The organism is Streptomyces sp. NPDC048291 (genome assembly GCF_043201715.1).
GTDB lineage: Bacteria > Actinomycetota > Actinomycetes > Streptomycetales > Streptomycetaceae > Streptomyces.
The window spans coordinates 167,897-194,877 of the sequence record NZ_JBICZC010000009.1; the positions used below are offsets into that span (position 1 = coordinate 167,897).

19 protein-coding genes are annotated in these 26,981 nt (G+C 70.3%); 11 read left to right on the top strand and 8 right to left on the bottom strand.

Annotation, left to right across the window (positions count from 1 at the left end):
- Nucleotides 1-5: 5 nt before the first annotated feature.
- The 5 genes from ACGF5O_RS24845 to ACGF5O_RS24865 form a co-directional block, all read right to left on the bottom strand.
- Nucleotides 6-2,999 (bottom strand): NACHT domain-containing protein, encoded by a 2,994-nt coding sequence (locus ACGF5O_RS24845; RefSeq protein WP_393812075.1) that lies wholly within the window; start codon nt 2,997-2,999, stop codon nt 6-8.
- Nucleotides 3,000-3,366: 367 nt separating this feature from the next.
- On the bottom strand, nt 3,367-4,983 hold the full coding sequence (locus tag ACGF5O_RS24850) for an FAD-dependent oxidoreductase (protein WP_393812076.1): 1,617 nt from the start codon (nt 4,981-4,983) through the stop codon (nt 3,367-3,369).
- Between the two features lie 53 nt (nt 4,984-5,036).
- Nucleotides 5,037-6,578, bottom strand: a complete 1,542-nt coding sequence (glpK, locus tag ACGF5O_RS24855) for a glycerol kinase GlpK (RefSeq protein WP_362594270.1) — start codon at nt 6,576-6,578, stop codon at nt 5,037-5,039.
- Nucleotides 6,579-6,643: 65 nt separating this feature from the next.
- Nucleotides 6,644-7,438, bottom strand: coding sequence for an MIP/aquaporin family protein (locus tag ACGF5O_RS24860; RefSeq protein ID WP_393812077.1), 795 nt, complete (start codon nt 7,436-7,438; stop codon nt 6,644-6,646).
- Between the two features lie 395 nt (nt 7,439-7,833).
- A complete protein-coding gene (locus ACGF5O_RS24865) occupies nt 7,834-8,598 on the bottom strand; it encodes an IclR family transcriptional regulator (RefSeq protein WP_351490182.1) in 765 nt (254 codons plus the stop codon).
- A gap of 361 nt (nt 8,599-8,959) precedes the next feature.
- Between ACGF5O_RS24865 and metH the strand changes: the two genes are divergently transcribed.
- The 3 genes from metH (at nt 8,960) to ACGF5O_RS24880 (ending at nt 15,335) form a co-directional block, all read left to right on the top strand.
- Nucleotides 8,960-12,475, top strand: coding sequence for a methionine synthase (metH, locus tag ACGF5O_RS24870; protein ID WP_393812078.1), 3,516 nt, complete (start codon nt 8,960-8,962; stop codon nt 12,473-12,475).
- 130 nt (nt 12,476-12,605) lie between these two features.
- On the top strand, nt 12,606-13,307 hold the full coding sequence (locus ACGF5O_RS24875; RefSeq protein ID WP_393812079.1) for an HAD family hydrolase: 702 nt from the start codon (nt 12,606-12,608) through the stop codon (nt 13,305-13,307).
- Between the two features lie 423 nt (nt 13,308-13,730).
- Nucleotides 13,731-15,335 (top strand): ABC transporter substrate-binding protein, encoded by a 1,605-nt coding sequence (locus ACGF5O_RS24880; RefSeq protein WP_393812080.1) that lies wholly within the window; start codon nt 13,731-13,733, stop codon nt 15,333-15,335.
- A 101-nt stretch (nt 15,336-15,436) separates the two neighbouring features.
- Here ACGF5O_RS24880 and ACGF5O_RS24885 read toward each other — a convergent pair whose 3' ends face one another.
- Both ACGF5O_RS24885 and ACGF5O_RS24890 read right to left on the bottom strand, forming a co-directional pair.
- Entirely contained in the window at nt 15,437-16,108 is a 672-nt protein-coding gene (locus ACGF5O_RS24885; RefSeq protein WP_030608351.1) for a response regulator transcription factor, read from the bottom strand.
- Nucleotides 16,109-16,124: 16 nt separating this feature from the next.
- A complete protein-coding gene (locus tag ACGF5O_RS24890; RefSeq protein ID WP_393812081.1) occupies nt 16,125-17,066 on the bottom strand; it encodes a RecB family exonuclease in 942 nt (313 codons plus the stop codon).
- Nucleotides 17,067-17,206: 140 nt separating this feature from the next.
- On the opposite strand from ACGF5O_RS24890, the gene ACGF5O_RS24895 reads away from it, so the two are divergent.
- The 3 genes from ACGF5O_RS24895 to ACGF5O_RS24905 all read left to right on the top strand — a co-directional run bounded on the left by ACGF5O_RS24895 (nt 17,207) and on the right by ACGF5O_RS24905 (nt 20,638).
- Nucleotides 17,207-18,775, top strand: a complete 1,569-nt coding sequence (locus tag ACGF5O_RS24895; RefSeq protein ID WP_393812082.1) for a site-2 protease family protein — start codon at nt 17,207-17,209, stop codon at nt 18,773-18,775.
- A 165-nt stretch (nt 18,776-18,940) separates the two neighbouring features.
- Complete coding sequence (locus ACGF5O_RS24900) at nt 18,941-19,843, top strand: tRNA (adenine-N1)-methyltransferase (protein WP_089103073.1); 903 nt, start codon at nt 18,941-18,943, stop codon at nt 19,841-19,843.
- A gap of 213 nt (nt 19,844-20,056) precedes the next feature.
- Nucleotides 20,057-20,638, top strand: a complete 582-nt coding sequence (locus tag ACGF5O_RS24905) for a hypothetical protein (protein WP_393812083.1) — start codon at nt 20,057-20,059, stop codon at nt 20,636-20,638.
- Nucleotides 20,639-20,720: 82 nt separating this feature from the next.
- Here ACGF5O_RS24905 and ACGF5O_RS24910 read toward each other — a convergent pair whose 3' ends face one another.
- Nucleotides 20,721-21,026, bottom strand: a complete 306-nt coding sequence (locus ACGF5O_RS24910; protein WP_362584271.1) for a ferredoxin — start codon at nt 21,024-21,026, stop codon at nt 20,721-20,723.
- Between the two features lie 537 nt (nt 21,027-21,563).
- Here ACGF5O_RS24910 and arc point away from each other — a divergent pair.
- The 5 genes from arc (at nt 21,564) to prcB (ending at nt 26,927) form a co-directional block, all read left to right on the top strand.
- Complete coding sequence (arc, locus tag ACGF5O_RS24915; RefSeq protein ID WP_366352991.1) at nt 21,564-23,330, top strand: proteasome ATPase; 1,767 nt, start codon at nt 21,564-21,566, stop codon at nt 23,328-23,330.
- A 244-nt stretch (nt 23,331-23,574) separates the two neighbouring features.
- Nucleotides 23,575-25,086, top strand: coding sequence for a depupylase/deamidase Dop (gene dop, locus ACGF5O_RS24920; RefSeq protein ID WP_393812084.1), 1,512 nt, complete (start codon nt 23,575-23,577; stop codon nt 25,084-25,086).
- Between the two features lie 189 nt (nt 25,087-25,275).
- Nucleotides 25,276-25,494 (top strand): ubiquitin-like protein Pup, encoded by a 219-nt coding sequence (locus ACGF5O_RS24925; protein WP_132889128.1) that lies wholly within the window; start codon nt 25,276-25,278, stop codon nt 25,492-25,494.
- A gap of 402 nt (nt 25,495-25,896) precedes the next feature.
- Nucleotides 25,897-26,130, top strand: a complete 234-nt coding sequence (locus ACGF5O_RS24930; RefSeq protein ID WP_393812336.1) for an endonuclease domain-containing protein — start codon at nt 25,897-25,899, stop codon at nt 26,128-26,130.
- Nucleotides 26,082-26,927: a proteasome subunit beta gene (prcB, locus tag ACGF5O_RS24935; RefSeq protein WP_393812085.1), complete on the top strand. Its 846-nt coding sequence runs from the start codon at nt 26,082-26,084 to the stop codon at nt 26,925-26,927. Before ACGF5O_RS24930 ends, prcB begins: the two co-directional genes overlap by 49 nt.
- Nucleotides 26,928-26,981 lie beyond the last annotated feature (54 nt).

Genomic DNA, 26,981 nt, shown 5'->3' on the forward strand with positions numbered 1-26,981 from the left:
ATGCCTCAGGCGGGTCTGTCTCCGCTCTCCCCGACCGGTCCGGCGGGTGCCTCGCGGGGCAGGGGCGGGGTGTCGGCCGGGGTGGTGCCGGGGCCGGAGGCGGGGGTGCCGTCGTGTGCCAGGTGCGACTGAAGTCGCAGATGCCGGAACTCGAAGTACGCCCCGGACCGGCGCAGGACGCCCCGCCGGTGGGCGTCCTCCAGGAACGCCATCAGCCGCCAGGGCAGCCTGCCGGTCGCCCCGAGCCAGACCCGGGCGACGGCGAACCGGCCCCAGGCGCTCAGGGCCACCGCCGTGGTGCCCATCGGGAGCCACAGCTGGGTGCCGACGTGCACCAGTCCGCCCCAGTCGCCGGGCAGCAGCACCACCGGTACGCAGACGCAGGCGACGAGCAGGGCGACGACACCGCCCCGGGTGAAGGACGCCGTGCGGTCCGTGCGCAGGGAGGACCCGGGGCCGGTCGCGCGCATGGTGTCGGACGGCACGCTCAGCGCCCGGTAGACCCCGCACACGCAGCCGCCCACCAGCCCGACCAGCACTCCGGCGGCCACGAACGGCGGCAGGCACCGGGCCGCGAACGCCGTCGCCGGGCCCTGGGTCAGCCAGGCCCGGGCGTCCGACGGCAGCACCGACCGCAGGTCGGCCGCGTACGCGACCGTCGCCCGCCCACCGGCCGACGGCCCGGCGAGGCGCACGGTCACCGCTCCGCCCCGGGACTCGAACTCCGTCTCCCGCGACCGGAAGGCCACGCACCTGCGCTCCGGCACGAGCGGGACCGTGCAGTCGGGCGGCTCCGCACCCCACGGGTAGGCGATCGGCCGGGCCCCGGCACCGGGAAGCAGCAGCGTTCCCCGCAGCGGCCGTGCCGTGGCCGCCGTCCTGACCCCGTCGCGTTCCGTGAACCGCCAGCCGTCGAGGTGCCGTCCGGCGAGGTCGGGCGCGGCACCGGACTTGAGGAGGGTCACACCCGTGGCGGCGAGCCCGGCGACCGTGCAGGCGGTGACGCCGGTCAGCAGCGTGACGGCGGTGCCCCGGACCAGGCCCGCCGCGAACCGCCGTACGACCCGCCCGGGCCGGGCCGGCAGCGCGCCCTCCCGTCCGGCCCGGCGGGTGGCGCTCACCAGCAGGGCGGTGCCCGCCCCCGCGGCCGTGACGCCCACCAGCACCGTCCAGGGATCGCCGGTCCGGCCCAGCAGCACGGTCCCCGCCGCCCCCGCCCCGCCGAGCAGCAGGACCGCCCCGCACAACCGGGCCGTCGCGCGTTCCCCGGCACCGCTCCACGGCAGACCGAGCGGCACCGGCCGCCGGGACAGTCCCGCGGTGCCGAAGAACAGGGTGAACAGGAGGGAGAACAGGCCCCCGCCGAGCAGATCGGGCAGCCAGCCGTCGGTCACCGACCCGAAGCGGAAGCCGAACCGCAGGTCGTCGGCGTACGCGAAGGCCGCCCACAGCACCCCGGTCACGCCGACGGCGGTCAGCCCCTGCCGGACGAGGAACCGCGGGTCGGGGCCGCCGCCCGCCGGTCCGCCGTCCGGCCGGTCCGGGCCGTCCGGCAGCAGCCGCGCCACCCCGAAGGCGAAGCCCAGGGTCTGCCCCACCAGCGCGGCGACGAGCGACAGGACGTCCTCGACACCCGTCAGCCGGTGCACGGCACGGGTGACCGTGACGGGCACCAGCAGCGCCGACAGCACGGCCATGGACAGCAGCCCCGGCCCGAACACCCGCAGCGCCCGCGGCAGCAGCGACTCCAGCTCCCACCACGCCAGCCGTCCGGTGTCCCGCCGGTGCAGCGCCCGCGCCAGCAGGGTGAGCCGCCGTACCGCGTCCGCGGCCGTACCCGGATCGGCGTCCGCGAAGGCGGCCGGTACGAAGGCCCCGAGCAGGTGCTCCTCGACCGCGCCCACCGAGGCGAAGCGCTCCCCGTCGAGCAGTTCCGAGGGGTCCCGGGAGGTGTCGCCGTAGACCGCGCGGGCCAGCGTCACCATCAGCGGGGTGGTGAGCGCCCGGGCGGGGGCGGAGCCGGGGTGCCGGGCGAGTTCCCGCAGCACCGGCGTCCACACGGTGCCGGGCGCCCCGTCCGCCGTGCGCAGCGGCCGTGCCGTCCGCTCCAGGTGGGCCGAGGCCTGGGCGAGGTCCAGGGGCAGGAGCTCGACCACCTCGGCGGCGGTGAGCACGTCGCCGTCGGCCACCGCGGCCGACCAGGCCGCGCGGCGGCTGGTGAGCAGCAGTGGCAGGTCGTCGTCGAGTTCGGCGTTGATGCGCCGCACGGCATCCCCGTAGGCGGGCCGGGCCAGTTCGTCGAAGCCGTCGAGGACCGGCAGCACCAGACCGGTGTCCAGCAGGGAGCGGGCGAGGGTGCGGGACCCGTCGAGCACGGCGCCCAGCGGCCGGTAGTCGGCGGCCAGCCGGTCCGCGAGCCAGTCGCGCAGCCCGGTGTGCCTCGGGTCCCAGCCGGCCAGCGGGAAGAGCACCGGCACCGGTCCGCCCGGGCGCCGGGCGGCGAGCCGGGCGAGGACGAACCGCATCGCCAGCACGGACTTGCCCGCGCCGGGGCCGCCCAGGACGACCAGCCGGCGGCCGGGGAGGCCCGCGAACCAGGCGGCCAGGTCCTCGACCCGCCACGCCCGGGGCGCGGGGAGCCGGCCGCCGCGTCCGACGTTCTCCGGATGGTCGGCGAGCCGCCGGTCCGCGGGCGCCCAGCCCACCTCGATCGGCTCCGGGTCCCGGAGCCGCCGCAGCCGGGCCTCCGCCGCCCACTGCTCCCGTACGGCCTCGGCCAGCGCGTCGGCGGCCCGTCGCCGGTCCTCCTCGGCCGACCGCGGGGCCGGGTCGGCATCGCCGCGCAGCACGTCGGCCACGAGCGCGGCGACCGACACCAGGGTGCCGATCGCCGAGACCAGGACGCCCTCGGTGGCGGCGTCGTCCCACGAGAACCGCAGTACCCCGGTGAGGGCGGCGAGGGCCGCCGCGCACGCCGACAACCCCAGGCGCCGCCGCACCCGGGCACTCTGCCATCCGCCGCGCATATGCCGCTCCCGGTCGTGCCGTGCCGGCACCGCATACCGCCGAGCCTGCGTGCCCGTGCCTGCGTGCCGTAACGACCCGTTCTAGTCGCAGGACCTTTGGCGAAGCCGCTGTTCGAAACACGTGTGAGGGAGCGCGCGGGTGTGTTCGGGGGGCGGCCGGTGGCACGGGCGCCCTGCCCGGGCAGATAGGGCGGGCACATGGCGGCGGCATGCGACCCGTGGGCACGGCGGGCATGCGAAAGGGGCGGCTCCCAAGGGGAGGGGGAGCCGCCCCTCGCGTGTCCGGCCCCGGTCAGGGGAGGGGCCGGTCGTCATTCACCTCTTGTCGAGCCCGTACGGCTCACTTCTTGTCGAGCAGGTCCTGGACCTTGGCCCGGACGTCGTCCGTGGCCAGGCCGCGGATGGTCAGGGTGGTCCGGCGGCGCAGCACGTCGTCCGCGGTCTCGGCCCACTCGTGGTCGCGGGCCCAGACGACCTGCGCCCAGATCTCCGGGGCGTCCGGGTGGACGCGCTCGGCGAGCAGCGGGTCCTCGTTGGCGATGCGGGCGATGTCGAAGGCCAGCGAACCGTAGTGGGTGGCCAGGTGCTTCGCCGTGTCGGCGGCCATCCGCGGGCCCGGGGCCGGGTTGTCCACCAGCAGGCGGTGGGCGACGGCACGGGGGTTGGCGACGCCGGGCAGCGGCAGCTTCTTCGGCAGCGAGGCGATGGGCTCGAAGTCGTCGCCCAGCGGATGGCCCGGCAGCGCCTCCAGCTTCTCCATCACGGTGCGGCCGATGTGCCGGAAGGTGGTCCACTTGCCGCCCGCGACGGACAGCATGCCGCCCCTGCCCTCGGTGACCACGGTCTCCCGCTTGGCCTTGGCGGTGCTGCCGGGGCCGCCCGGCAGCACCCGCAGGCCGGCGAAGGAGTAGGTGATCAGGTCGCGCTCGAGCTGCTGGTCCCGGACGGAGAACGCGGCCTCGTCCAGGATCTGGGCTATGTCCTTCTCGGTGACGGAGACGTCCGCCGGGTCGCCCTCGTACTCCTCGTCGGTGGTGCCGAGCAGCAGCATGTCCTCCCAGGGGAGGGCGAAGGTGATCCGGTACTTGTCGATGGGGGTGGCCAGCGCGGCCTTCCACGGCGCGGTCCGCTTCAGGACCAGGTGCGCGCCCTTGGACAGGCGGATGGACGGGGCCGCGTTCGGGTCCTCCATCTTGCGCAGGTGGTCGACCCAGGGGCCGGTCGCGTTGAGCACCAGCCGGGCGTTGACGCCGAACTCCTCGCCGGAGACCGCGTCCTTGAGGTCGGCACCGGTCACCCGGCCCTTGGTGAAGCGCAGGCCGGTGACCTGGGCGTGGTTGAGGACGACCGCGCCCGCCTCGACGGCCGCGCGGACCGTCATCAGCGCCATGCGCGCGTCGTTCATCTGGTCGTCGCCGTAGACCGCGACGGCCTTGAGGTTCTCGGTGCGCAGCTCCGGCACGTCCCGCTGGGCCCTTGCGGGGGAGAGCAGGTGGCCGACGCCGTCACCGAACGCGGAGAGCGCGGAGTAGGCGAAGACGCCCGCCCCGAGCTTCGCCGCGCCGTGCGGACCGCCCTTGTACACGGGGAGGTAGAAGGTGAGCGGGTTCGCCAGGTGGGGGGCCACCTGGCGGGAGACCGCACGGCGCTCGAAGTGGTTCTCCGCCACCAGCTTCACCGCGCCGGTCTGCAGGTAGCGCAGACCGCCGTGGAGCAGCTTGGAGGAGGCGGAGGAGGTGGCGCCGGCGAAGTCGCCGGCGTCGACCAGTGCCACCCTGAGCCCGGACTGCGCGGCGTGCCAGGCGGTGGAGATGCCCAGGATGCCGCCGCCGATCACGAGAAGGTCGTACGACGCCTTGGAGAGCTGCTCCCTGGTCTCGGCGCGGCTCGGAAGCGAGCCGGAGGCCGGGTGCGTCCCCAGGGCAGGTACGGACTGCAGGGTGGACTGACTGGTCATGTCGGGTTCTTACTCCTCGTCAGAGCTCGATCGTGAGAGCTTGTGCGCTCTCGTCAGCTCTCGTCGTCGTCGATCCAGCCCATGGTCCGGTCGACGGCCTTGAGCCAGTTCTTGTACTCACGGTCGCGGGTCTCCGCGTCCATGCGGGGGGTCCATTCGGCGGCCCGGCGCCAGTTGGCGCGCAGTTCGTCGGTGCCGGACCAGAAGCCGACGGCGAGGCCGGCGGCGTAGGCGGCGCCGAGGCAGGTGGTCTCCGCGACCATCGGGCGCACCACGGGCGCGTCGAGGACGTCGGCGAGCTGCTGCATCAGCAGGTTGTTGGCGGTCATGCCACCGTCGACCTTGAGGGCCACCAGCTCGTCGCCGGAGTCCTTCACCATGGCGTCCGCGATCTCGCGGGTCTGCCAGGCGGTGGCCTCCAGGACGGCGCGGGCCAGGTGCGCCTTGGTGACGTACCGGGTCAGGCCGGCGATCACGCCGCGGGCGTCGGAGCGCCAGTGCGGGGCGAACAGGCCGGAGAAGGCCGGCACGAAGTAGGCGCCGCCGTTGTCCTCGACCGAGAGCGCGAGCGTCTCGATCTCGGCCGCGGTGGAGATCAGGCCCATCTGGTCGCGCATCCACTGCACCAGCGAACCGGTGACGGCGATCGAGCCCTCCAGCGCGAACACGGTCGGCTGGTCGCCGATCTTGTAGCCGACCGTGGTCAGCAGGCCCGCGTAGGAGTTGATGATCTTGTCACCGGTGTTCATCACCATGAAGGTGCCGGTGCCGTAGGTGGACTTGACCTCGCCCTCGGAGAAGCAGCACTGGCCGAACAGGGCCGCCTGCTGGTCGCCGAGCGCGGAGGCGACCGGGATGCCGCCGAGCAGGTCGCCGAGCGATCCGCCGGTGACCTCGCCGTAGACCTCGGCGGAGGAGCGGATCTCGGGGAGGATCTGCAGCGGCACGCCGATGGACTCGGCGATCTTCTCGTCCCACTGCGTGGTGTGCAGGTTCATGAGAAGGGTGCGGGAGGCGTTGGTGACGTCGGTGACGTGCTTGCCGCCGTTGACACCACCGGTCAGGTTCCAGATGACCCAGGTGTCCATGGTGCCGAAGAGGATGTCGCCCGCCTCGGCGCGCTCCTGGAGGCCGTCGACGTTGTCGAGCAGCCAGCGGGCCTTGGGGCCGGCGAAGTAGGAGGCGAGCGGGAGGCCGGTCTCGCGGCGGAAGCGGTCCTGGCCGACGTTGCGGCCGAGCTCCTTGCAGAGGGCGTCGGTGCGGGTGTCCTGCCAGACGATGGCGTTGTGGACGGGCTCACCGGTGTTCTTGTCCCACAGCACGGTGGTCTCGCGCTGGTTGGTGATGCCGATGGCCTTGATGTCGTCGCGGGTGATGCCGGCCTTCTGGATGGCCCCGGCGACGACTTCCTGGACGTTGGTCCAGATCTCGTTGGCGTTGTGCTCGACCCAGCCCGGCTTCGGGAAGATCTGCTCGTGCTCCTTCTGGTCGACCGAGACGATCCGGCCGTCCTTGTCGAAGACGATGCAGCGGCTGGAGGTGGTGCCCTGGTCGATCGCGGCGATGAAGGGGCCTGCGGTGTGGGCGTCGGTCACTGTGTGCTCCTCAGAGGTCCGTGCTGTGTGGCGGTACGTCTGTTTCTTGGGCGAGGCCTGCTGGTCTAAGCGAAGGCGACGTTGTAGATACCCGCGGCTATCGCTCCGCCGATCAGCGGGCCGACCACCGGGATCCAGGCGTAGCTCCAGTCGGAACCACCCTTGTTGGGCAGGGGGAGGAGTGCGTGCACGATGCGCGGGCCGAGGTCACGGGCCGGGTTGATCGCGTAGCCGGTCGGGCCGCCGAGCGACAGACCGATGGAGACGACCACCAGGGCGGTGATGAGGCCGCCCAGCACACCGAGGCCGTTGCCCTTGTCGTTGAGGCCCTGGGTGAGGACCGCGAGGATCAGCACGACGGTGCCGATGATCTCCGTGGCGAGGTTCTGCACCGCGTTCCGGATCTCCGGACCCGTGGAGAAGATGCCGAGCACCGGACCGGCGCCGGTCTCCTCGGCCTCGACGGCCTTGGTCTTGGTGGCCTGTGCGCCCGGGCCGCCGACGATCTCCTTGTCGGTGAGGTGCGCGTGGAACTGGCCGTAGTAGGCGACCCATACCAGGGAGGCGCCGATCATCGCGCCGAGCAGCTGTCCGGCGAAGTAGACCGGGACGTTGCTCCAGTCGCTGTTCTTGATGGCGAGAGCGACGGTGACGGCCGGGTTGAGGTGGGCACCGGACAGCGGTCCGGAGATGTAGACCGCCGTCATGACGGCGAAGCCCCAACCGAAGGCGATGGCGAGCCAGCCGGCGTTGCGGGCCTTGGAGGCCTTGAGGGTCACGGCGGCGCAGACGCCGCCGCCGAGCAGGATGAGTATGGCGGTACCGATGGTCTCGCCGATGAAGATGTCGGAGCTGGACACCCGCGACTCCTTTGTCCTTCGTCCAGGGAAGCCGAACCCCGAGTCCCTTCGGGGTGTTGGCGCCCTCGGGGGTGAGAGCGATGTCGGCCTATGGCGTTGTCACACTCTAGCGCGTATTGCCGGTAAGTGTTCGACAATGCCGACCGATGGACGGGAGTCTTGCCCCGGCGTTACGCGCGCGTCAAGAGTTCTGTTATCGAAAGCGCGATCGTTATTGATTGCTGTGGGTTATCGATGAGTCGGGTCGTCCGCCGGGTGTCCTGCGTTAGCTCCACTGATCTGCGGATTTGACCTGTTATGTCCATCTCAGGGTACGGCTGAGGCCGGTCCGCCACACGCGAACCGGCCTCGGTCGTCGATCAGTCGTCGATCAGTCGTTGATCATGGGTGCGCCGTCAGAACCGGCCCGCGCCCAGGTCCCGCGAGACCGCGCGGGCGCAGTCCCGCACCGCCGCGATCAGGTCGGGACGCAGCTCCCCGTCCTTGCAGAGCCGCTCCACCGCACCCGTGATGCCCACCGCGCCCACCGGCATCCGGCGGCGGTCGTGGATCGGGGCCGCGACCGAGGCCACGCCCTCCCAGGTCTCCTCCACGTCGGCCGCGTACCCGCGGGCCCGCGTGATGTCGAGGATGTGCTCGAAGGCGTCCAGGTCACAGGTGGTGCGGTCGGTGAAGGGCTTGCGGTCGGCCTCCAGCGCCTCGCTGTGCGCCACCGGGTCGTAGGCCGACAGCACCTTGCCGAGTGCGGTGGAGTGCAGCGGCTGCATGGCGCCGATCTCCAGCACCTGCCGGCTGTCGTCGGGCCGGAAGACGTGGTGCACGATCAGCACGCCCTGCTGGTGCAGCACGCCCAGGTAGACGCTCTCCCCGCTGGAGCGGGCCAGGTCGTCCGTCCATACCAGGGCCCGGGCCCGCAGCTCGTGGATGTCCAGGTAGGTGGTGCCGAGCCGGAGCAGCTCGGCGCCCAGCTGGTAGCGGCCCGAGACGTCGTCCTGCTCGACGAACCCCTCCTGCTGGAGGGTGCGGAGTATGCCGTGGGCGGTGCCCTTGGCGAGGCCCAGCGACGAGGCGATGTCCGACAGGCCGAGCCGTCGCTCGCCGCCCGCGAGCAGCCGCAGCATCGCGGCCGCCCGTTCGAGCGACTGGATGTTCCGTGCCATCGCCGTTCTGCCTCCGTCCCCTGTGACCCTCACCGTCACGGCGCCGTAATCATCGTTCGGCAATGCCGAACACTACCGGTCCATGCCGACTCACCGCTAATGGGTGGTCGACATCCGTTACTTCACGCGTGACCCGCCCTTGGGTGTCCGGCCACGCACGTCCGCCCCGCACCATGACCCGTGAGCGGCCGAAACGCCATGGCCGGGGTCATACTGCCCGCCCCGCCGGTCACTCGTCCGCCACATGGACGCCCTGCCCATCCAAGCCCACTCCCGGTTACGCTGGCGCCGTGCGTCCGTACCCGGGTCCGCCCGGGGAAACCGCATAGCCGACAGCCGTCGCATCCAAGGGAGCCCTTCCATGGCCTCGTTGCCACCGTCCCCTTCCGCCGACAGCCGGACCCGTGTGTCCGCGCTCCGCGAGGCGCTCGCCACACGTGTGGTGGTCGCCGACGGAGCCATGGGCACCATGCTCCAGGCGCAGGACCCCACGCTCGACGACTTCGAGCAGCTCGAAGGCTGCAACGAGATCCTGAACCTGACCCGCCCCGACATCGTGCGCTCCGTCCACGAGGCGTACTTCTCGGTGGGCGTGGACTGCGTCGAGACGAACACGTTCGGGGCGAACCACGCGGCCATGGCCGAGTACGACATCGCCGACCGCGTCCACGAGCTGTCCGAGGCCGGCGCCCGCATCGCCCGCGAGACGGCCGACGACTTCACCGCCCGGGACGGCCGGCAGCGCTGGGTCCTCGGCTCCATCGGCCCCGGCACCAAGCTGCCCACCCTCGGCCATGTGCCGTTCGTCACCATCCGTGACGGCTTCCAGCAGAACGCCGAGGGCCTGCTCGCCGGCGGCGCCGACGCCCTGATCGTCGAGACCACCCAGGACCTGCTCCAGACCAAGGCCTCCGTCCTCGGCGCCCGCCGCGCCATGGCAGCCCTCGGCACCGAGGTCCCGCTCCTGGTCTCCATGGCTTTCGAGACCACCGGCACCATGCTCCTCGGCTCCGAGATCGGCGCCGCGCTGACCGCGCTGGAGCCGCTCGGCATCGACATGATCGGCCTGAACTGCTCGACCGGCCCCGCCGAGATGAGCGAGCACCTGCGCTACCTCACCCGGCACTCCCGCATCCCGCTGCTGTGCATGCCGAACGCGGGTCTGCCGGTCCTCACCAAGGACGGCGCCCACTTCCCGCTCGGCCCCGAGGGCCTGGCCGAGGCCCAGGACAACTTCGTCCGCGACTACGGCCTCTCCCTCATCGGCGGCTGCTGCGGCACCACCCCCGAGCACCTGCGCCAGGTCGTGGAGACGGTCCGCGGCGTCACCCCGCCCGAGCGCAGCCCGCGCCCCGAGCCCGGCGCCGCCTCCCTCTACCAGACGGTCCCGTTCCGCCAGGACACCTCCTACCTGGCCATCGGCGAGCGCACCAACGCCAACGGCTCCAAGAAGTTCCGCGAGGCCATGCTCGCGGCCCGCTGGGACGACTGTGTGGAGATGGCCCGCGAGCAGATCCGCGAGGGCGCCCACATGCTGGACCTCTGCGTGGACTACGTCGGCCGCGACGGCGTCGCCGACATGGAGGAGCTGGCCGGCCGCTTCGCCACCGCCTCCACCCTGCCGATCGTCCTCGACTCCACCGAGGTCGACGTCATCCAGGCCGGCCTGGAGAAGCTCGGTGGCCGCGCGGTCATCAACTCCGTCAACTACGAGGACGGCGACGGCCCCGAGTCCCGGTTCGCCAAGGTCACCAAGCTGGCGCGGGAGCACGGCGCCGCGCTGATCGCGCTGACCATCGACGAGGAGGGCCAGGCCCGCACCCCCGAGAAGAAGGTCGAGATCGCCGAACGGCTCATCGACGACCTGACCGGGAACTGGGGCATCCACGAGTCGGACATCCTCATCGACACCCTGACCTTCACCATCTGCACCGGCCAGGAGGAGTCCCGGGGGGACGGCATCGCCACCATCGAGGCGATCCGCGAACTCAAGCGCCGCCACCCGGACGTCCAGACCACCCTCGGCCTGTCCAACATCTCCTTCGGCCTCAACCCGGCCGCCCGCATCCTGCTCAACTCCGTCTTCCTCGACGAATGCGTCAAGGCGGGCCTGGACTCGGCGATCGTGCACGCCAGCAAGATCCTGCCGATCGCCCGGTTCACCGAGGAGGAGGTGCAGACCGCCCTCGACCTCGTCCACGACCGCCGCACCGAGGGCTACGACCCGCTCCAGAAGCTGATGGCCCTCTTCGAGGGCGCCACCGCCAAGTCCCTCAAGGCCGGCAGGGCCGAGGAACTGGCCGCCCTCCCGCTGGACGAGCGCCTCAAGCGCCGCATCATCGACGGCGAGAAGAACGGCCTGGAGGCCGACCTCGACGAGGCGCTGACCACCCGCGCCGCCCTGGACATCGTCAACGAGACCCTCCTGGACGGCATGAAGGTCGTCGGCGAGCTGTTCGGCTCCGGCCAGATGCAGCTGCCGTTCGTCCTCCAGTCCGCCGAGGTCATGAAGACCGCCGTCGCCCACCTCGAACCGCACATGGAGAAGTCCGACGCCGAGGGCAAGGGCACCATCGTGCTCGCCACCGTCCGCGGCGACGTGCACGACATCGGCAAGAACCTCGTCGACATCATCCTGTCCAACAACGGCTACAACGTCGTCAACCTCGGCATCAAGCAGCCCGTCTCCGCGATCCTGGAGGCCGCCGACGAGCACCGGGCCGACGTCATCGGCATGTCCGGCCTGCTCGTCAAGTCCACGGTGATCATGAAGGAGAACCTGGAGGAGCTCAACCAGCGCGGCCTCGCGGCCACTTACCCGGTCATCCTGGGCGGCGCCGCCCTCACCCGCGCCTACGTCGAGCAGGACCTGCACGAGCTCTACGGGGGCGAGGTCCGCTACGCCCGCGACGCCTTCGAGGGGTTGCGCCTGATGGACGCGCTCATCGGCGTCAAGCGCGGGGTGCCCGGCGCCGTGCTGCCCGAGCTGAAGCAGCGCCGGGTGCGGCCCGCGGCCACCGTCGAGACCGAGGAGCGGCCCGAGGAGGGCCACGTCCGCTCCGACGTCGCCGTCGACAACCCGGTGCCCACCCCGCCGTTCTGGGACACCCGCGTCATCAAGGGCATCCAGCTCAAGGAGTACGCGAGCTGGCTGGACGAGGGCGCCCTCTTCAAGGGCCAGTGGGGCCTCAAGCAGACCCGCACCGGCGAGGGACCGACCTACGAGGAACTCGTCGAGACCGAGGGCCGGCCCCGGCTGCGCGGCCTCCTCGACCAGCTCCAGACGGAGAACCTGCTGGAAGCGGCCGTCGTCTACGGCTACTTCCCGTGTGTCTCCAAGGACGACGACCTGATCATCCTGGACGAACAGGGCAACGAGCGCACCCGGTTCACCTTCCCGCGCCAGCGCCGCGGCCGCCGGCTCTGCCTCGCCGACTTCTTCCGCCCGGAGGAGTCCGGGGAGACGGACGTGGTCGGCCTCCAGGTCGTCACCGTCGGCTCCCGCATCGGCGAGCAGACCGCCAAGCTCTTCGAGGCCAACTCCTACCGCGACTACCTCGAACTGCACGGCCTCTCCGTCCAGCTGGCCGAGGCCCTCGCCGAGTACTGGCACGCGCGCGTGCGCGCCGAGCTGGGCTTCGCCGGCGAGGACCCGGCCGACGTCGAGGACATGTTCGCCCTGAAGTACCGGGGCGCCCGGTTCTCCCTCGGCTACGGAGCCTGCCCGAACCTGGAGGACCGTGCCAAGATCGCCGACCTGCTCCGGCCCGAGCGGATCGGCGTCCACCTGTCCGAGGAGTTCCAGCTGCACCCCGAGCAGTCCACGGACGCGATCGTGATCCACCACCCGGAGGCGAAGTACTTCAACGCCCGCTGAGCGGCACGCCCGCACCGAGACGTGTCCCACAGAGCACACTGATCGGATAAGTCGTACACTGGTCGGTCCACAGCAGGCCGGTTCCCCGCATGGGAACCGGCCTGGTCGTCCCTCAAGGAGGTGTGTGGATTTGACCAGTACGGTCCCCACGCTCGGAACCCGTACGGCGGAAGGCTCGGCCCTCCAGGCGGTGCTCCTCGACATGGACGGCACCCTGGTGGACACCGAGGGCTTCTGGTGGGACGTCGAGGTCGAGATCTTCGACCGCCTCGGCCACACCCTCGACGACTCCTGGCGCCATGTCGTGGTCGGCGGCCCCATGACCCGCAGCGCCGGGTTCCTCATCGAGGCGACCGGCGCCGCCATCACGCTCGCCGAGCTCAGCGTGCTGCTCAACGACGGCTTCGAGGCGCGCATCGGCACCGCCCTGCCGCTGATGCCCGGCGCCCAGCGGCTGCTCGCCGAGCTGTACGAGCAGCAGATCCCCACCGCCCTGGTCTCCGCCTCGCACCGGCGCATCATCGACCGGGTCCTGACCTCGCTGGGCCCCCAGCACTTCGCGCTGTCTGTCGCCGGCGACGAGGTCTCGCGCACCAAGCCCCACCCGGACCCGTATCTGCTCGCCGCCGCCGGACTGGGTGTGGATCCGGCCAGATGCGCGGTCGTGGAGGACACCGCGACGGGCGTCGCCGCCGCCGAGGCCGCCGGCTGCCAGGTGGTCGCCGTCCCGTCCGTCGCGCCGATCGCCCCCGCCGCACGGCGTACCGTGGTGACCTCACTGGAAGAGGTCGACCTGGCTTTTCTGCGCGGGCTGATGACGGAAATGGGCTAGCCGTTCACCCAGCGTACAAAGTCCATTGGTCGAAATCCCGACACCGGTCATTCAACGGAATTCGCAACTGTTCAACCGGCTGAATTCCGATACTCCGTCACAGAAATGCGCGTGTGACGTTCCCCACGTGTAGGACGCTCGACAACGTTGCCCGATTGTGCCGCCCACCCCCGTTCGGGGGGAAACGGGACGACCTTGTGTCCCGATTGGGGAGAGGCTGCACTAATCCTGCCGCTGTCGGGTTTTCGGTCCGTCCACAACCGGTTCCCCTGCGTGATGGGACCTCAACTCGCGCCGCTGCCAACCGTCCTGCGGGCGCGGACTAATCTCGTCGCGAGAACATCGCCGTAACCCCCGTGATCCGCTTCGACACCCCATGTATGCGGGATACACGGACACGAACAGCTCTGGAGAACTTCGAGCATGAACCGTAAGACTTTGGTGCTGCCGGCCGTGGTCGGCCTGCTCACTCCGGTGCTCGCCGCGTGCGGTGGATCCGACAGCGGGAGCAGCAGCAGCGACGCGATCGTCGTCGGCACCACCGACGGGTTCACTGCCACGAAGGACGCCCCGGCCCCGATCGACCCGGCGTACTCCTACGACGTCGGCGGCTGGAACATCCTGCGCCAGACCGTGCAGACCCTCATGTCCCAGCCCAAGGGCGAGGGCGACCCGGTCCCCGACGCCGCCGAGAGCTGCTCCTTCACCGACAGCGGCAGCGAGCGCTACGCCTGCAAGCTGCGCGAGGGCCTGAAGTTCTCCGACGGCAACGCCGTCACCGCCGAGGACGTCAAGTGGTCCATCGAGCGCGCCCTGCGCATCAAGTCGGACAGTGGGGTCTACGGCCTCCTCACGAACATCGACACCATCGAGACGCAGGGCGACCGCGAGGTCGTCTTCCACCTCAAGACCGCCGACGCCACCTTCCCGTACAAGCTGTCCACTCCGGTCGCGGGCATCCTGAACCCGAAGGACTACGAGAAGGACAAGCTCCGCGACGGCTTCGACATCGACGGCTCCGGCCCCTACACCTTCAAGGCCGACGTCAAGAACGACGAGCTCGTCTCCGCCACCTTCACCAAGAACCCGAACTACAAGGGCAGCGTGAAGGTGAACAACGAGCAGGTCGTCCTGCGCTCGTACAAGGACGCCGCCGCCATGGGCGAGGCGATCGACAAGGGCGACATCGACGTGATGACCCGCTCCATGTCGCCGGCCCAGATCAACAAGCTCGACGCCGGCACCGACAAGAACGTCAACCTCGTCGAGATGTCCGGCCTGGAGATCCGCTACCTCGGCTTCAACACCGACGCGCCCTCCGTCAAGGCCAAGGCCGTCCGGCAGGCCATGGCCCAGGTCGTCAACCGCGACGAACTCGTCTCCAAGGTGTACGGCCAGCAGGCCGAGCCGCTGTACTCGCTGGTCCCGGCCTCCATCACCGGCCACTCCAACGCCTTCTTCAACAAGTACGGCGACCCCAGCGTCGCCAAGGCCAAGAGCCTGCTGACCGCCGCGAACATCACCACCCCGGTCAAGCTCACAATGCACTACACGACCGACCACTACGGCCCTGCCACCAAGCAGGAGTTCGAGGTCCTCAAGCAGCAGCTCAACGACAGCGGGCTGTTCGACGTCAGCATCGAGGGCACCCCCTGGTCGACCTACCAGACGGCCGAGCGCAAGGGCGCCTACGACGTCTACGGCATGGGCTGGTTCCCCGACTTCCCCGACGCCGACAACTTCCTCGCGCCGTTCCTCGACAAGGACAACTTCCTCAAGTCGCCCTACGTCAACAACCGGATCATCAACACGCTGATCCCGGAATCCCGCCGCGAGGCCGACCGCGCCAGCGCCACCGGCAGCCTGAACGAGATCCAGGACGACGTCGCCACCGACGTCCCCGTGCTGCCCCTGTGGCAGGGCAAGCAGTACGTCGCCGCCCGCGACGACATCACGGGCGTCGCCTACGCCCTCAACTCCTCCGCCAGCCTCCAGCTGTGGGAGCTCGGCCGCGGCTCCAGCAGCTGACACCCGGTCACACCACGTGAAGGGGCCCCTCTCCCGGCCGGGAGAGGGGCCCCTTCACACAGGCAGCCGTGTCACAGGCGCAGCCGCGGCCGTACCGCCGTCTACTGCGCGCCGGGGCGCACCAGACCGCTCTCGTACGCGTACACCGCCGCCTGCACCCGGTCCCGCAGCCCCAGCTTGGTCAGCACGTGCCCGACATGGGTCTTCACCGTGGTCTCGCTGACGAACAGGTCCGCGGCGATCTCCGCGTTCGACAGCCCCCGCGCCACCAGCTTCAGCACCTCCACCTCACGGTCGGTGAGCGTGTGCAGGGTGTCCGGCACCGGCTCCTCACCGGACGGCAGATGCGTCGCGTACTTGTCCAGCAACCGGCGCGTGATGCTCGGCGCCAGCATCGCCTCGCCGTTCGCCACCACCCGGATCGCCTGCACCAGCTCGTTGGCCGGGGCGTCCTTCAGCAGAAAGCCGCTGGCCCCCGCCCGCAGCGCCTCCACCACGTACTCGTCCAGATCGAACGTGGTCAGCACCAGCACCTTCGCCGGACCGTCCCGTCCCGGACCGGTGATCTGCCGGGTCGCCTCCACGCCGTCCATCCGCGGCATCCGGATGTCCATCAGCACCACATCGGGCTGGAGGGCGCGCACCTGGTCGAGTGCCTGCAGGCCGTCTCCGGCCTCGCCCACGACCGCGATGTCCTGCTCGGCCTCCAGAATCATCCGGAACCCGGTACGCAGCAGCGGCTGGTCGTCGACCAGTAGGACGCGGATGGCCACGGTGAGTCTCCTTCTGCTAGTCCGCGCCCATTCTGCCCTGCGCCACGTCCCCGGACGCGGCCGACCTCACCGGCAGCGGATACGGCGGGGGTGTGCCGCCGAACTCCGGGCAGTGCGCCTGGTGGTCGCACCAGCCGCACAGCTTCGTCGGCCGCGGCCGCCACTCACCCGACTCCGTCGCCTCCCGGATCGCCTCCCACAGCGCGAGCAGCTTGCGCTCGACCCGCTGCAGATCGGCGAGGACCGGGTCGTACGTCAGCACGTCACCGCTGCCGAGATAGACCAGCTGCAGCCGCCTCGGCACCACGTTCTTCAGCCGCCACACCACCAGCGCGTAGAACTTCATCTGGAACAGCGCGCCCTCGGCGTACTCCGGCCGCGGCGCCTTGCCCGTCTTGTAGTCGACGATCCGCACCTCACCCGTCGGCGCCACGTCGACCCGGTCGATGATCCCGCGCAGCCGCAGCCCCGACTCCAGCTCCGTCTCCACGAACAGCTCCCGCTCCACGGGCTCGAGACGGACCGGATCCTCCAGCGTGAACCAGCGCTCGACCAGTTGCTCGGCCTCACCCAGCCAGCGCGCCAGCCGCTCGCCCCGCGGATCCTCCGCGAACAGCTCCCCGAGCTCCGGCCTGGACTCCCGCAGCCGGTCCCACTGCCCGGGGACCAGCGACTTGGCCCGCGGCGCCGTCCGCTCCGCCGCGGGCGCGTCGAAGAGCCGCTCCAGCACCGCGTGCACCAGCGTCCCCCGCGTCGCCGCCTCACTCGGCTTCTCCGGCAGCCGGTCGATCACCCGGAACCGGTACAGCAACGGACACTGCATGAAGTCACTGGCCCGCGACGGCGACAGCGAGACGGGCGGCGCGGCCGCCCGCCCCGAAACCGCCGTGACCGGCTCGTCTCCCCGCGCGACGACCGCGCCCCGATCCCGCGCGGCGTCCTCGATGCTGCTGTCCATGACCACAGACCATACGGCCCGCCACTGACAGTCACCCAACCCGCACGACGCCCCGGCCAACACAGGGGGTGCCGGGGCGGAACACGCCACGACAGCCGCATACCATCGACCAGAGAAGACGCATCTATCGAGGGGACACCGTGGACGTGAGCGGCGGCAGCGGGCAGCCCCGGTCGGACAGTGCCGAACCGACACGGCAGACGACCGGCGAGGAGCCCGCACCCCCAGTCCCGCAGACCCCCGGGAAACCGGCGACCACGGCGGCGCCGGAAGAGCCCGGGCAGCCCGGGCAGCCCGAGACGGCCGGCGCACCGGACCCCGCGCCCGCACCGCACACCGATACGACCCCCGAGACCCCCGAGATTCCCGAGACCCCCTCGGCGTCCGAAGCCCGCGAGGCCCCGGAACCCCCTGAGGCCCAGAAGGCGCCCGAGGCCCGCGACGACGCGCCCCCCGCCACTCCCACTCCCACCGCCGCTCCCGGCCCAGGCGACGGACCGGCACCCGCGCCGTCCCCGCCCGGCATGACCAAGGGACAGCCGCCGCAGCGGCCCAAGGAACCCGGCGGCGGACTGCTCATGGGGCGGCCCTTCGGCGTCCCCGTGTACGTCGCGCCCAGCTGGTTCGTCGTCGCCGCACTGATCACCTGGGTCTTCGGCGGCCAGCTCGACCGCGTGCTCCCCGAACTCGGCGCCGCCCGCTACCTCGTCTCCCTCTTCTTCGCCATCGCCTTCTACGCCTCCGTCCTGATCCACGAACTCGCCCACACGGTCGCCGCGATCCGCTTCAACCTCCCCGTCCGCCGCATCCAGCTCCAGTTCTTCGGCGGCGTCTCGGAGATCGAGAAAGAGGCCGAGACCCCCGGACGCGAGTTCGTGCTGGCCTTCGTCGGGCCCCTGCTCTCCCTGGTCCTCTCCGGCCTCTTCTACCTCGCCATGCAGCCCGTCGAGCCCGGCACCGTCCCCGGCGTCCTGCTGGCCGGCCTGATGGTCTCCAACCTCATCGTCGCCGCCTTCAACCTGCTGCCCGGCCTGCCCCTCGACGGCGGCCGGATGCTCCGCGCCGTCGTCTGGAAGATCACCGGCAAGCCCATGAGCGGCACCGTCGCCGCCGCCTGGGTCGGCCGCGCCCTCGCCGTCTCCGTCCTCATCGGCCTCCCGCTGCTCAACCACTGGGGCTCCTTCGGCGGCGGCACCGACGACAGCACCGGCATGGACGCCGTCACCGACGCCCTGCTCGCCGCCATCCTCGCCGCGATCATCTGGACCGGCGCCGGCAACAGCCTCCGCATGGCCCGGCTTCGTGAACACCTCCCGGAACTGCGCGCCCGCACCCTCACCCGCCGCGCCGTCCCCGTCGAGACCGACACACCGCTCTCCGAGGCCCTGCGCCGCGCCAACGCCGCCGGCGCCCGCGCCCTGGTCATCGTCGACGCCGACGGCAACCCGCTCTCCCTCGTCCGCGAGGCCGCGATCGTCGGCGTACCCGAACACCGCCGCCCCTGGGTCGCCGTCAGCGGCCTCGCCCAGGACCTCACCGACGGCATGCGCGTCTCCGCGGAACTCGCCGGCGAAGACCTCCTCGACGTCCTGCGCGCCACCCCCGCCACCGAATACCTGGTCGTCGAGGAGACCGGCGAGATCTACGGCGTCCTGTCAGCCGCAGACGTCGAACGCGCCTTCGTCAGGGCCATGGCCAGGCCCGCCTGAAACGCCCCGCCCCGAAAGCGCCCCGCCCTGAAAGCTCCCCGCACCGGAGCGCCCCGTAAGGGGCGCGGGGAACTGCGCGACCAGCCCCCACGGCCCGCACCCGACGCACCCACCCCCGCCCCCCTGTCGGTCAGGCCCCCTGCCGGGAACCGGTAGGCTGTTCACATGTCCGAACCGACCGGTGCCGCCCGCAGGCGCGGGCCCTTCAAGGTCGGGGACCAGGTACAGCTGACCGACCCCAAGGGTCGCCACTACACGTTCACGCTCGAAGCCGGGAAGAACTTCCACACCCACAAGGGCTCCTTCCCGCACGACGAACTGATCGGCGCTCCCGAGGGCAGCGTTGTCCGGACCACCGGCAACGTCGCCTACCTCGCGCTGCGCCCCCTGCTCCCCGACTACGTCCTGTCCATGCCCCGCGGGGCCGCCGTCGTCTACCCCAAGGACGCGGGGCAGATCCTCTCCTTCGCCGACATCTTCCCCGGCGCCCGCGTCGTCGAAGCCGGCGTCGGCTCCGGATCGCTCAGCAGCTTCCTGCTGCGCGCCATCGGCGACCAAGGCATGCTGCACAGCTACGAGCGCCGCGCGGACTTCGCCGAGATCGCCCAGCAGAACGTCGAGCGCTACTTCGGCGGCCCGCACCCCGCCTGGCAGCTCACCGTCGGCGACCTCCAGGACAACCTCTCGGACACCGACGTCGACCGGGTCATCCTCGACATGCTCGCCCCCTGGGAATGCCTGGAGGCCGTCTCCAAGGCGCTCGTCCCCGGCGGCATCCTGTGCTGCTACGTCGCCACCACCACCCAGCTCGCCCGGACCGTCGAGTCCATCCGCGAGATCGGCTGCTTCAACGAGCCGACGTCCTGGGAGACGATGATCCGCAACTGGCACGTGGAAGGCCTCGCCGTCCGCCCCGACCACCGGATGATCGGCCACACCGGCTTCCTGCTCACCGCCCGCCGCCTCGCCGACGGTGTCGAGCCGCCCATGCGCCGCCGCCGCCCCGCCAAGGGCGCCTACGGCGAGGACTACGACGGCCCCAACGCCGACGGCGGCGCCGGCCGCTGAGCCCGTCCCCGCAGCCGGTCCAACGGACGAGTGCCGCCGCCGAGTTCCCCGAACCCCCGGGAACTCGGCGGCGGCACTCGTCCGTTGACGGCCCCCGCACAGCCCGGCACCCCACCAGCAGCGAAAGCCCACCCCGCCGTTCCCTCCCCACTGTGACGTGTGGCACGATGCAGGCCACCCCCACCGGCACAGGCCTCACAGGAGACACTCCTAGTGCAGCAATCCGTGGTCCCGGAGCTCGCGCACACCGACACCCGCCCCATGCACTGGCTGGCCACCGCCGCCGCGCTGGCCGGTGTCGTCGCTCTGTCGTCCCTCTTCCAGCCGGGCTCGGCCAAAGCCGCCCAGCCCACCGCGGGATCCGGGACGAAACCCGCCCCCGTGGCCGCCGCGCCGCCCGGCACCACCGGCGTGGACTTCCCCCTCGACTGCGGCCCCGTGAAGGAACTGGTCGTCAAGAAGGCCAGCGGCGACCTCGACGGCGACGGCAGGCCGGAAACCGTGGTCGTCGTCCACTGCGACTCGGCCATGGGCACCCCGCCCGACGCCGTCTACGTCCTCACCCAGGCCGCCGGCGCCACCAGCCCCCGCGTCGTCGCCACCCTGGTCGACCCCAAGGACCGCTACACCGTGACCGACTTCGCCGTCACCGGCGGAGCGGTCACCGCCACCCTGCTCGGCTATTCCTCGGACAATGTGCCCAGTTGCTGCCCGGACCTGAAGTCCGCCGCCAAGTGGCGGTGGGACGGCCACGCGTTCGTCCGCTCCACCCCCGCCGCCGCCCACAGCGTCTGACGGCCGCGCCGGTCGGGCCGGTCACGCGGACCGCGCCGGCCCGACGGACCCGCCGCCCACGCCACGCGGAGTGGCCGGAAAGTCACTCCGCGTCCGGCCCGTACACCTCCACGCGGTCCGCGACCCGGCGCACATGGATGCACTCGCCCGGACACTCCCGCGCCGAGTCCACCACGTCCGTGAGCAGCGGCAACGGCACCGGCACCGACGCCCCCGGCGCCTGCAGCAGCTCGTCGTCCGCGCCCTTCACATAGGCCAGGCCGTCGATGTCCAGCTCGAACACCTCCGGGGCGTACTGGGCGCAGATCCCGTCCCCCGTACACAGATCCTGGTCGATCCAGACCTCCAGCGCCTCGCCGCCGGCCAGGGCCTCCTGCTGCACGGTCATCTCTCCTGCCGTCGAAAGCGCCGGGCAGCCGGACCCGGGGTCACCCGGTCCCGCCCCGGCGGGTGTTGAACGACTTCGACCCTACCTCCGGCCCACAGCCCCCCGCGCACCCTCCTCGCGCCCCTCCGTGCCCACCCTCCGGGCGCCCCCTCCGCCCGCGCACACGGCGCGTCCCACCGCGCGGGCGGCGGCGCCCGGCCACCGGAGCGATCGACTTGAGCCAACCCGCGGCCCGGCCCCGCGAACACGCCCCACATCCGTCCGGTCGCTCTGTGTAAGAAATGCGCCACCGGGGCACAACCCCTGAACCGGCACTGGAGCGGACAACTCCGGTCAGTAACGGAGGGTTTTGACCACTCCAGGCCTGGAACACGCCGCTTCTGAATCGCGTTGAGTGGGTATCCACCCGGCACGAGGGAGAACGCAATGGGTGACCGACGACACACCTTGACAGTCTTTGTGATCTAGGGGTTTCAATCGACACCCACCCAGGTAGGGTCTGGAAGCGTCCAGCTCCCCTTGGAGGAGGTGAGGACCGTGGCAGCCCACGACGACGACATGAACCGCGGCATCCGCCCGGGACGAGGGTCCGACGACCCGTCCGAGCAGATCGCCTATCTTGAGCAGGAGATCGCCGTCCTGCGACGCAAGCTCGCCGACTCTCCGCGACACACGAGGATTCTCGAAGAGCGGATCGTCGAGCTGCAGACGAACCTGGCCGGCGTGTCCGCCCAGAACGAGCGACTCGCGAACACCCTCCGCGAGGCCCGCGACCAGATCGTGGCCCTCAAGGAAGAGGTCGACCGACTCGCACAGCCGCCCGCCGGCTTCGGTGTCTTCCTCACAGCGAACGAGGACGGCACCGCCGACATCTTCACCGGCGGCCGCAAACTGCGGGTGAACGTCAGCCCAAGCGTTGACCTGGACGACCTCAGGCGCGGCCAGGAAGTCATGCTCAACGAAGCGCTCAACGTGGTCGAGGCCATGGAATACGAGCGCGTCGGCGACATCGTCACCCTCAAGGAGATCCTTGAGGACGGCGAGCGCGCCCTCGTCCTGGGGCACACCGACGAGGAACGGGTGGTGCGGCTCGCCGAGCCACTCCTGGACGTCACCATCCGCCCCGGCGACGCCCTGCTCCTCGAACCCCGCTCCGGCTACGTCTACGAGATCGTTCCGAAGAGCGAGGTCGAGGAACTCGTCCTCGAAGAGGTCCCCGACATCGGCTACGAGCAGATCGGCGGTCTCGGCGGCCAGATCGAGGCCATCCGCGACGCGGTCGAGCTGCCGTACCTCTACCCGGACCTGTTCAAGGAGCACGAACTGCGCCCGCCCAAGGGCGTCCTGCTCTACGGGCCCCCCGGATGCGGCAAGACGCTCATCGCCAAGGCCGTCGCCAACTCGCTGGCCAAGAAGGTCGCCGAGGTCACCGGCCAGGCCCAGGGCAAGAGCTTCTTCCTCAACATCAAGGGCCCCGAGCTCCTGAACAAGTACGTCGGCGAGACCGAGCGGCAGATCCGCCTCGTCTTCCAGCGTGCACGGGAGAAGGCCAGCGAGGGCACCCCCGTCATCGTCTTCTTCGACGAGATGGAATCCCTCTTCCGGACCCGTGGCTCCGGCGTCAGCTCGGACGTCGAGAACACCATCGTCCCGCAGCTGCTCGCCGAGATCGACGGTGTCGAAGGCCTGCAGAACGTGGTCGTCATCGGCGCCTCGAACCGCGAGGACATGATCGACCCCGCCATCCTGCGGCCCGGCCGGCTCGACGTGAAGATCAAGATCGAGCGTCCCGACGCCGAAGCGGCCAAGGACATCTTCGGCAAGTACCTCACCGAGCGCCTCCCGCTGCACGCCGACGACCTCGGCGAGCACGGCGGCAGCAAGGCCACCACCGTCGAAAGCATGATCCAGACGGCAGTGGAACACATGTACGCCGAATCCGAGGAAAACCGCTTCCTGGAAGTCACCTACGCCAACGGCGACAAGGAAGTCCTCTACTTCAAGGACTTCAACTCCGGCGCCATGATCGAGAACATCGTCGGACGCGCCAAGAAAATGGCGATCAAGGACTTCCTCGACCACAACTCCAAGGGCCTCCGGGTCTCCCACCTCCTCCAGGCCTGCGTGGACGAGTTCAAGGAGAACGAGGACCTGCCCAACACCACCAACCCCGACGACTGGGCCCGAATCTCCGGAAAGAAGGGCGAACGGATCGTGTACATCCGTACCCTCATCACCGGAAAGCAGGGCGCGGACACCGGACGCTCCATCGACACGGTGGCCAACACCGGACAGTACCTGTAAAACACAGGGCGGCTGCGGGTGCCCTCACCGGGTACCCGCAGCCGACTGTTTTTCCGGCCAAAACCGGAACCGAGGCGAGCAAGGCAATGACGCAAATGATCTCCCCACCAGCGCAGAGGCGTTCTAGGCTCTTTCCTACCGCCGAGTCGCGCAGTGCGGGGACGGGCACCGCACACGCACCGGAGCGCCAGCGGTACGCGAGCGCAGCCCACGACCGAGGGCTCCGCCGGGCAAGGAGGGCCGCATGACCGTACGGCGAGTAATGGGCATCGAGACGGAGTACGGAATCTCCGTCCCCGGCCACCCCAACGCCAATGCCATGCTCACCTCGTCCCAGATCGTCAACGCCTACGCGGCGGCGATGCACCGGGCCCGACGGGCCCGCTGGGACTTCGAGGAGGAGAACCCGCTACGGGACGCCCGAGGCTTCGACCTCGCACGCGACGCCGCCGACGCCAGCCAGCTCACCGACGAGGACATCGGCCTCGCCAACGTGATCCTCACCAACGGCGCACGCCTCTACGTCGACCACGCACACCCCGAATACAGCGCCCCCGAGGTCACCAACCCCCGCGACGCCGTCCTCTGGGACAAGGCCGGCGAACGCATCATGGCCGAAGCCGCCGAACGAGCCGCCCAGCTCCCCGGCGCCCAGCCCATCCACCTCTACAAGAACAACACCGACAACAAGGGCGCCTCCTACGGCACGCACGAGAACTACCTGATGAAGCGGGAAACCCCCTTCTCGGACATCGTGCGCCACCTCACCCCCTTCTTCGTCTCCCGCCAGGTCGTCACCGGCGCCGGCCGCGTCGGCATCGGCCAGGACGGCCACGAACACGGCTTCCAGCTCAGCCAGCGCGCCGACTACTTCGAAGTCGAGGTCGGCCTGGAGACCACCCTCAAACGGCCCATCATCAACACCCGCGACGAACCCCACGCCGACGCGGAGAAATACCGCCGCCTCCACGTGATCATCGGCGACGCGAACCTGTCCGAGATCTCGACCTACCTGAAACTCGGCACGACGGCCCTCGTCCTCTCCATGATCGAAGACGGCTTCATCGCCGTCGACCTCGCCGTCGACCAGCCCGTACGCACCCTCCACCAGGTCTCCCACGACCCCACCCTCAAGCGCCTCGTCACCCTCCGCAGCGGACGCACACTCACCGCCGTCCAGCTCCAGATGGAGTACTACGAGCTGTCGCGCAAATACGTCGAGGAACGCTACGGAGCCGACGCCGACGACCAGACCAAGGACGTCCTCGCCCGCTGGGAAGACACCCTCAACCGCCTCGAACACGAACCCATGAGCCTCTCCGGAGAACTCGACTGGGTCGCCAAGCTGGAACTCATGGAGGGCTACCGCCGCCGCGACGGCCTCGACTGGGACGCCGCCAAGCTGCACCTCCTCGACCTCCAGTACGCCGACGTAAGGGCCGAGAAGGGCCTCTACAACCGCCTCGCGGCCCGCGGACGCATCAAGCGGCTCCTGGACGAGGCAGACGTCGAGCGCGCCCGCACCAGCCCGCCCGAGGACACCCGGGCCTACTTCCGCGGCCGCTGCCTGGAGCAGTACGCCGACGACGTCGCCGCCGCGAGCTGGGACTCGGTCATCTTCGACCTCCCGGGCCGTGACAGCCTCCAGCGCGTCCCAACCCTGGAACCGCTACGCGGAACGCGAAATCACGTCAAGGAGCTCCTGGACCGCTGCCGCACCGCAGAAGACCTGGTCAGGGTCCTCTCCGGCGGCTGAACGGACCCCCGGACCACACCGGGCGGCCGGGGTCAAAACCCCGGCGCCCGGGAATCATCGAGGTGGCCCCCGTACGTTGGAGAAACTGCGGGGCCGATGTCGGACCCGGCTTGTAGGGTCTGATCATCACCGATCGGCAGGAATGCCGACCTGTCGACCATGTCGGGCGAACTGAGCGGGGTGAGTGTCATGGCAACCAAGGACACCGGCGGCGGACAGCAGAAGGCGACGCACTCCACCGAGGAGGTCGAGGAGCAGGCGGCAGAGTCGCAGGGCTCCGAGGACCTCAAGGAGCGGCACGAGAAGTTGTCGGACGACGTGGACTCCGTCCTCGACGAAATCGATGATGTGCTTGAGGAGAACGCAGAGGACTTCGTTCGAAGCTTCGTTCAGAAGGGTGGGCAATAAGCCCATTTTTCCTTCGAATCGAAGGTCGCGGGGGAGCTTGAGTTGGCAAGCGAAGAGGGCGTGAAGCGCTGCTCACGGTGCAAGCAGCACAAGCCGTGGGCGGCGTTCGCGCGAAACAAGGCGATGCGGGACGGCCACCAGGCGTACTGCAGGGAGCGCGCGGCGGCGTATCACCAGCAGCGGCAGGTGGCCAAGGGGCGCAACGTTCGACCGAGAGTCGACGCGCCCCCAGGTCATAAGTACTGCCGCACGTGCGGCGAGACCAAACCGCACAGCGAATGGACGCGGAACCGCAGTGCCTCGGACGGTCTGGCCACTCTCTGCAAGGCGTGCAAGGCGGCGAAGGGACGGGTGCACCACCTCAAGCGCAACTACGGCCTCACTGAAGCCGAGCGCGACGCGATGGTCGCCTCCCAGTACGGGATCTGCGCGATCTGTCTATCTGCCCCGCCCGTGCATGTGGATCACTGCCACAAGACGGGTAGGGTCCGAGGCGTACTGTGCTTCAACTGCAATTCGGCCATCGGCAAATTGAGGGATGATCCTGACGCCGCTCGCCGAGCCGCTGCTTATCCGGAAGGAAACTTGTGGAAGCCAACACTCGTAGCACCGGGCGTCTACCAGCTGCCTTCCTGACGCCTGGGTCCTCTTCGTTCATTGACTTTCTCGGTGAGCACCAGCCGGAGTTGCTGCCCGGCAGGCGGCAGTTGCCGCCGACGCAGGGGGTGATCGAGGCGCCGCACGGGACGACGATCGTGGCGGTGACCTTCCCCGGGGGCGTGGTGCTCGCCGGTGACCGTCGGGCCACGATGGGCAATGTGATCGCGCAGCGGGACATCGAGAAGGTGTTCCCGGCCGACGAGTACTCGGCCGTCGGTATCGCCGGCACCGCCGGTCTCGCCGTGGAGATGGTGAAGCTCTTCCAGCTGGAGCTGGAGCACTTCGAGAAGGTCGAGGGCGCCCAGCTGTCGCTGGAGGGCAAGGCGAACCGGTTGTCGACGATGATCCGGTCCAATCTCGGCATGGCGATGCAGGGGCTGGCCGTGGTGCCGTTGTTCGCCGGGTTCGACGTGGACCGGAACAGGGGGCGGATCTTCTCGTACGACGTGACGGGCGGCCGTTCCGAGGAGCACAACTTCGCGGCGACGGGCTCGGGCTCGGTCTTCGCGCGGGGCGCGATGAAGAAGCTGTTCCGTGACGACCTGTCCGAGGAGCAGGCGACCACGCTGGTGGTGCAGGCTCTGTACGACGCGGCCGACGACGACTCCGCGACCGGTGGTCCGGATGTCGCGCGCCGGATCTACCCGATCATCACCGTGATCACCGACGACGGTTTCCGCCGGCTCACCGAGGACGAGGCGTCCGAGCTGTCGCGTGCGGTGCTGGCGCGCCGTCTGGAGGAGCCGGACGGCCCGCGCGCGGCGCTGCTCTAGGGCTTCGGCGTTCTTATCAAGGTGATCCCAGTGACTTCGACGGAACCCTAAGGA

Coding starts and splice junctions, on each gene's coding strand:
- ACGF5O_RS24850 (WP_393812076.1), bottom strand. CDS start 4,983: ATGACCAGTCAGTCCACCCTGCAGTCCGTACCTGCCCTGGGGACGCAC.
- ACGF5O_RS24865 (WP_351490182.1), bottom strand. CDS start 8,598: ATGGCACGGAACATCCAGTCGCTCGAACGGGCGGCCGCGATGCTGCGG.
- metH (WP_393812078.1), top strand. CDS start 8,960: ATGGCCTCGTTGCCACCGTCCCCTTCCGCCGACAGCCGGACCCGTGTG.
- ACGF5O_RS24880 (WP_393812080.1), top strand. CDS start 13,731: ATGAACCGTAAGACTTTGGTGCTGCCGGCCGTGGTCGGCCTGCTCACT.
- ACGF5O_RS24890 (WP_393812081.1), bottom strand. CDS start 17,066: ATGGACAGCAGCATCGAGGACGCCGCGCGGGATCGGGGCGCGGTCGTC.
- ACGF5O_RS24900 (WP_089103073.1), top strand. CDS start 18,941: ATGTCCGAACCGACCGGTGCCGCCCGCAGGCGCGGGCCCTTCAAGGTC.
- ACGF5O_RS24910 (WP_362584271.1), bottom strand. CDS start 21,026: ATGACCGTGCAGCAGGAGGCCCTGGCCGGCGGCGAGGCGCTGGAGGTC.
- dop (WP_393812084.1), top strand. CDS start 23,575: ATGACCGTACGGCGAGTAATGGGCATCGAGACGGAGTACGGAATCTCC.
- ACGF5O_RS24925 (WP_132889128.1), top strand. CDS start 25,276: ATGGCAACCAAGGACACCGGCGGCGGACAGCAGAAGGCGACGCACTCC.
- ACGF5O_RS24930 (WP_393812336.1), top strand. CDS start 25,897: ATGGTCGCCTCCCAGTACGGGATCTGCGCGATCTGTCTATCTGCCCCG.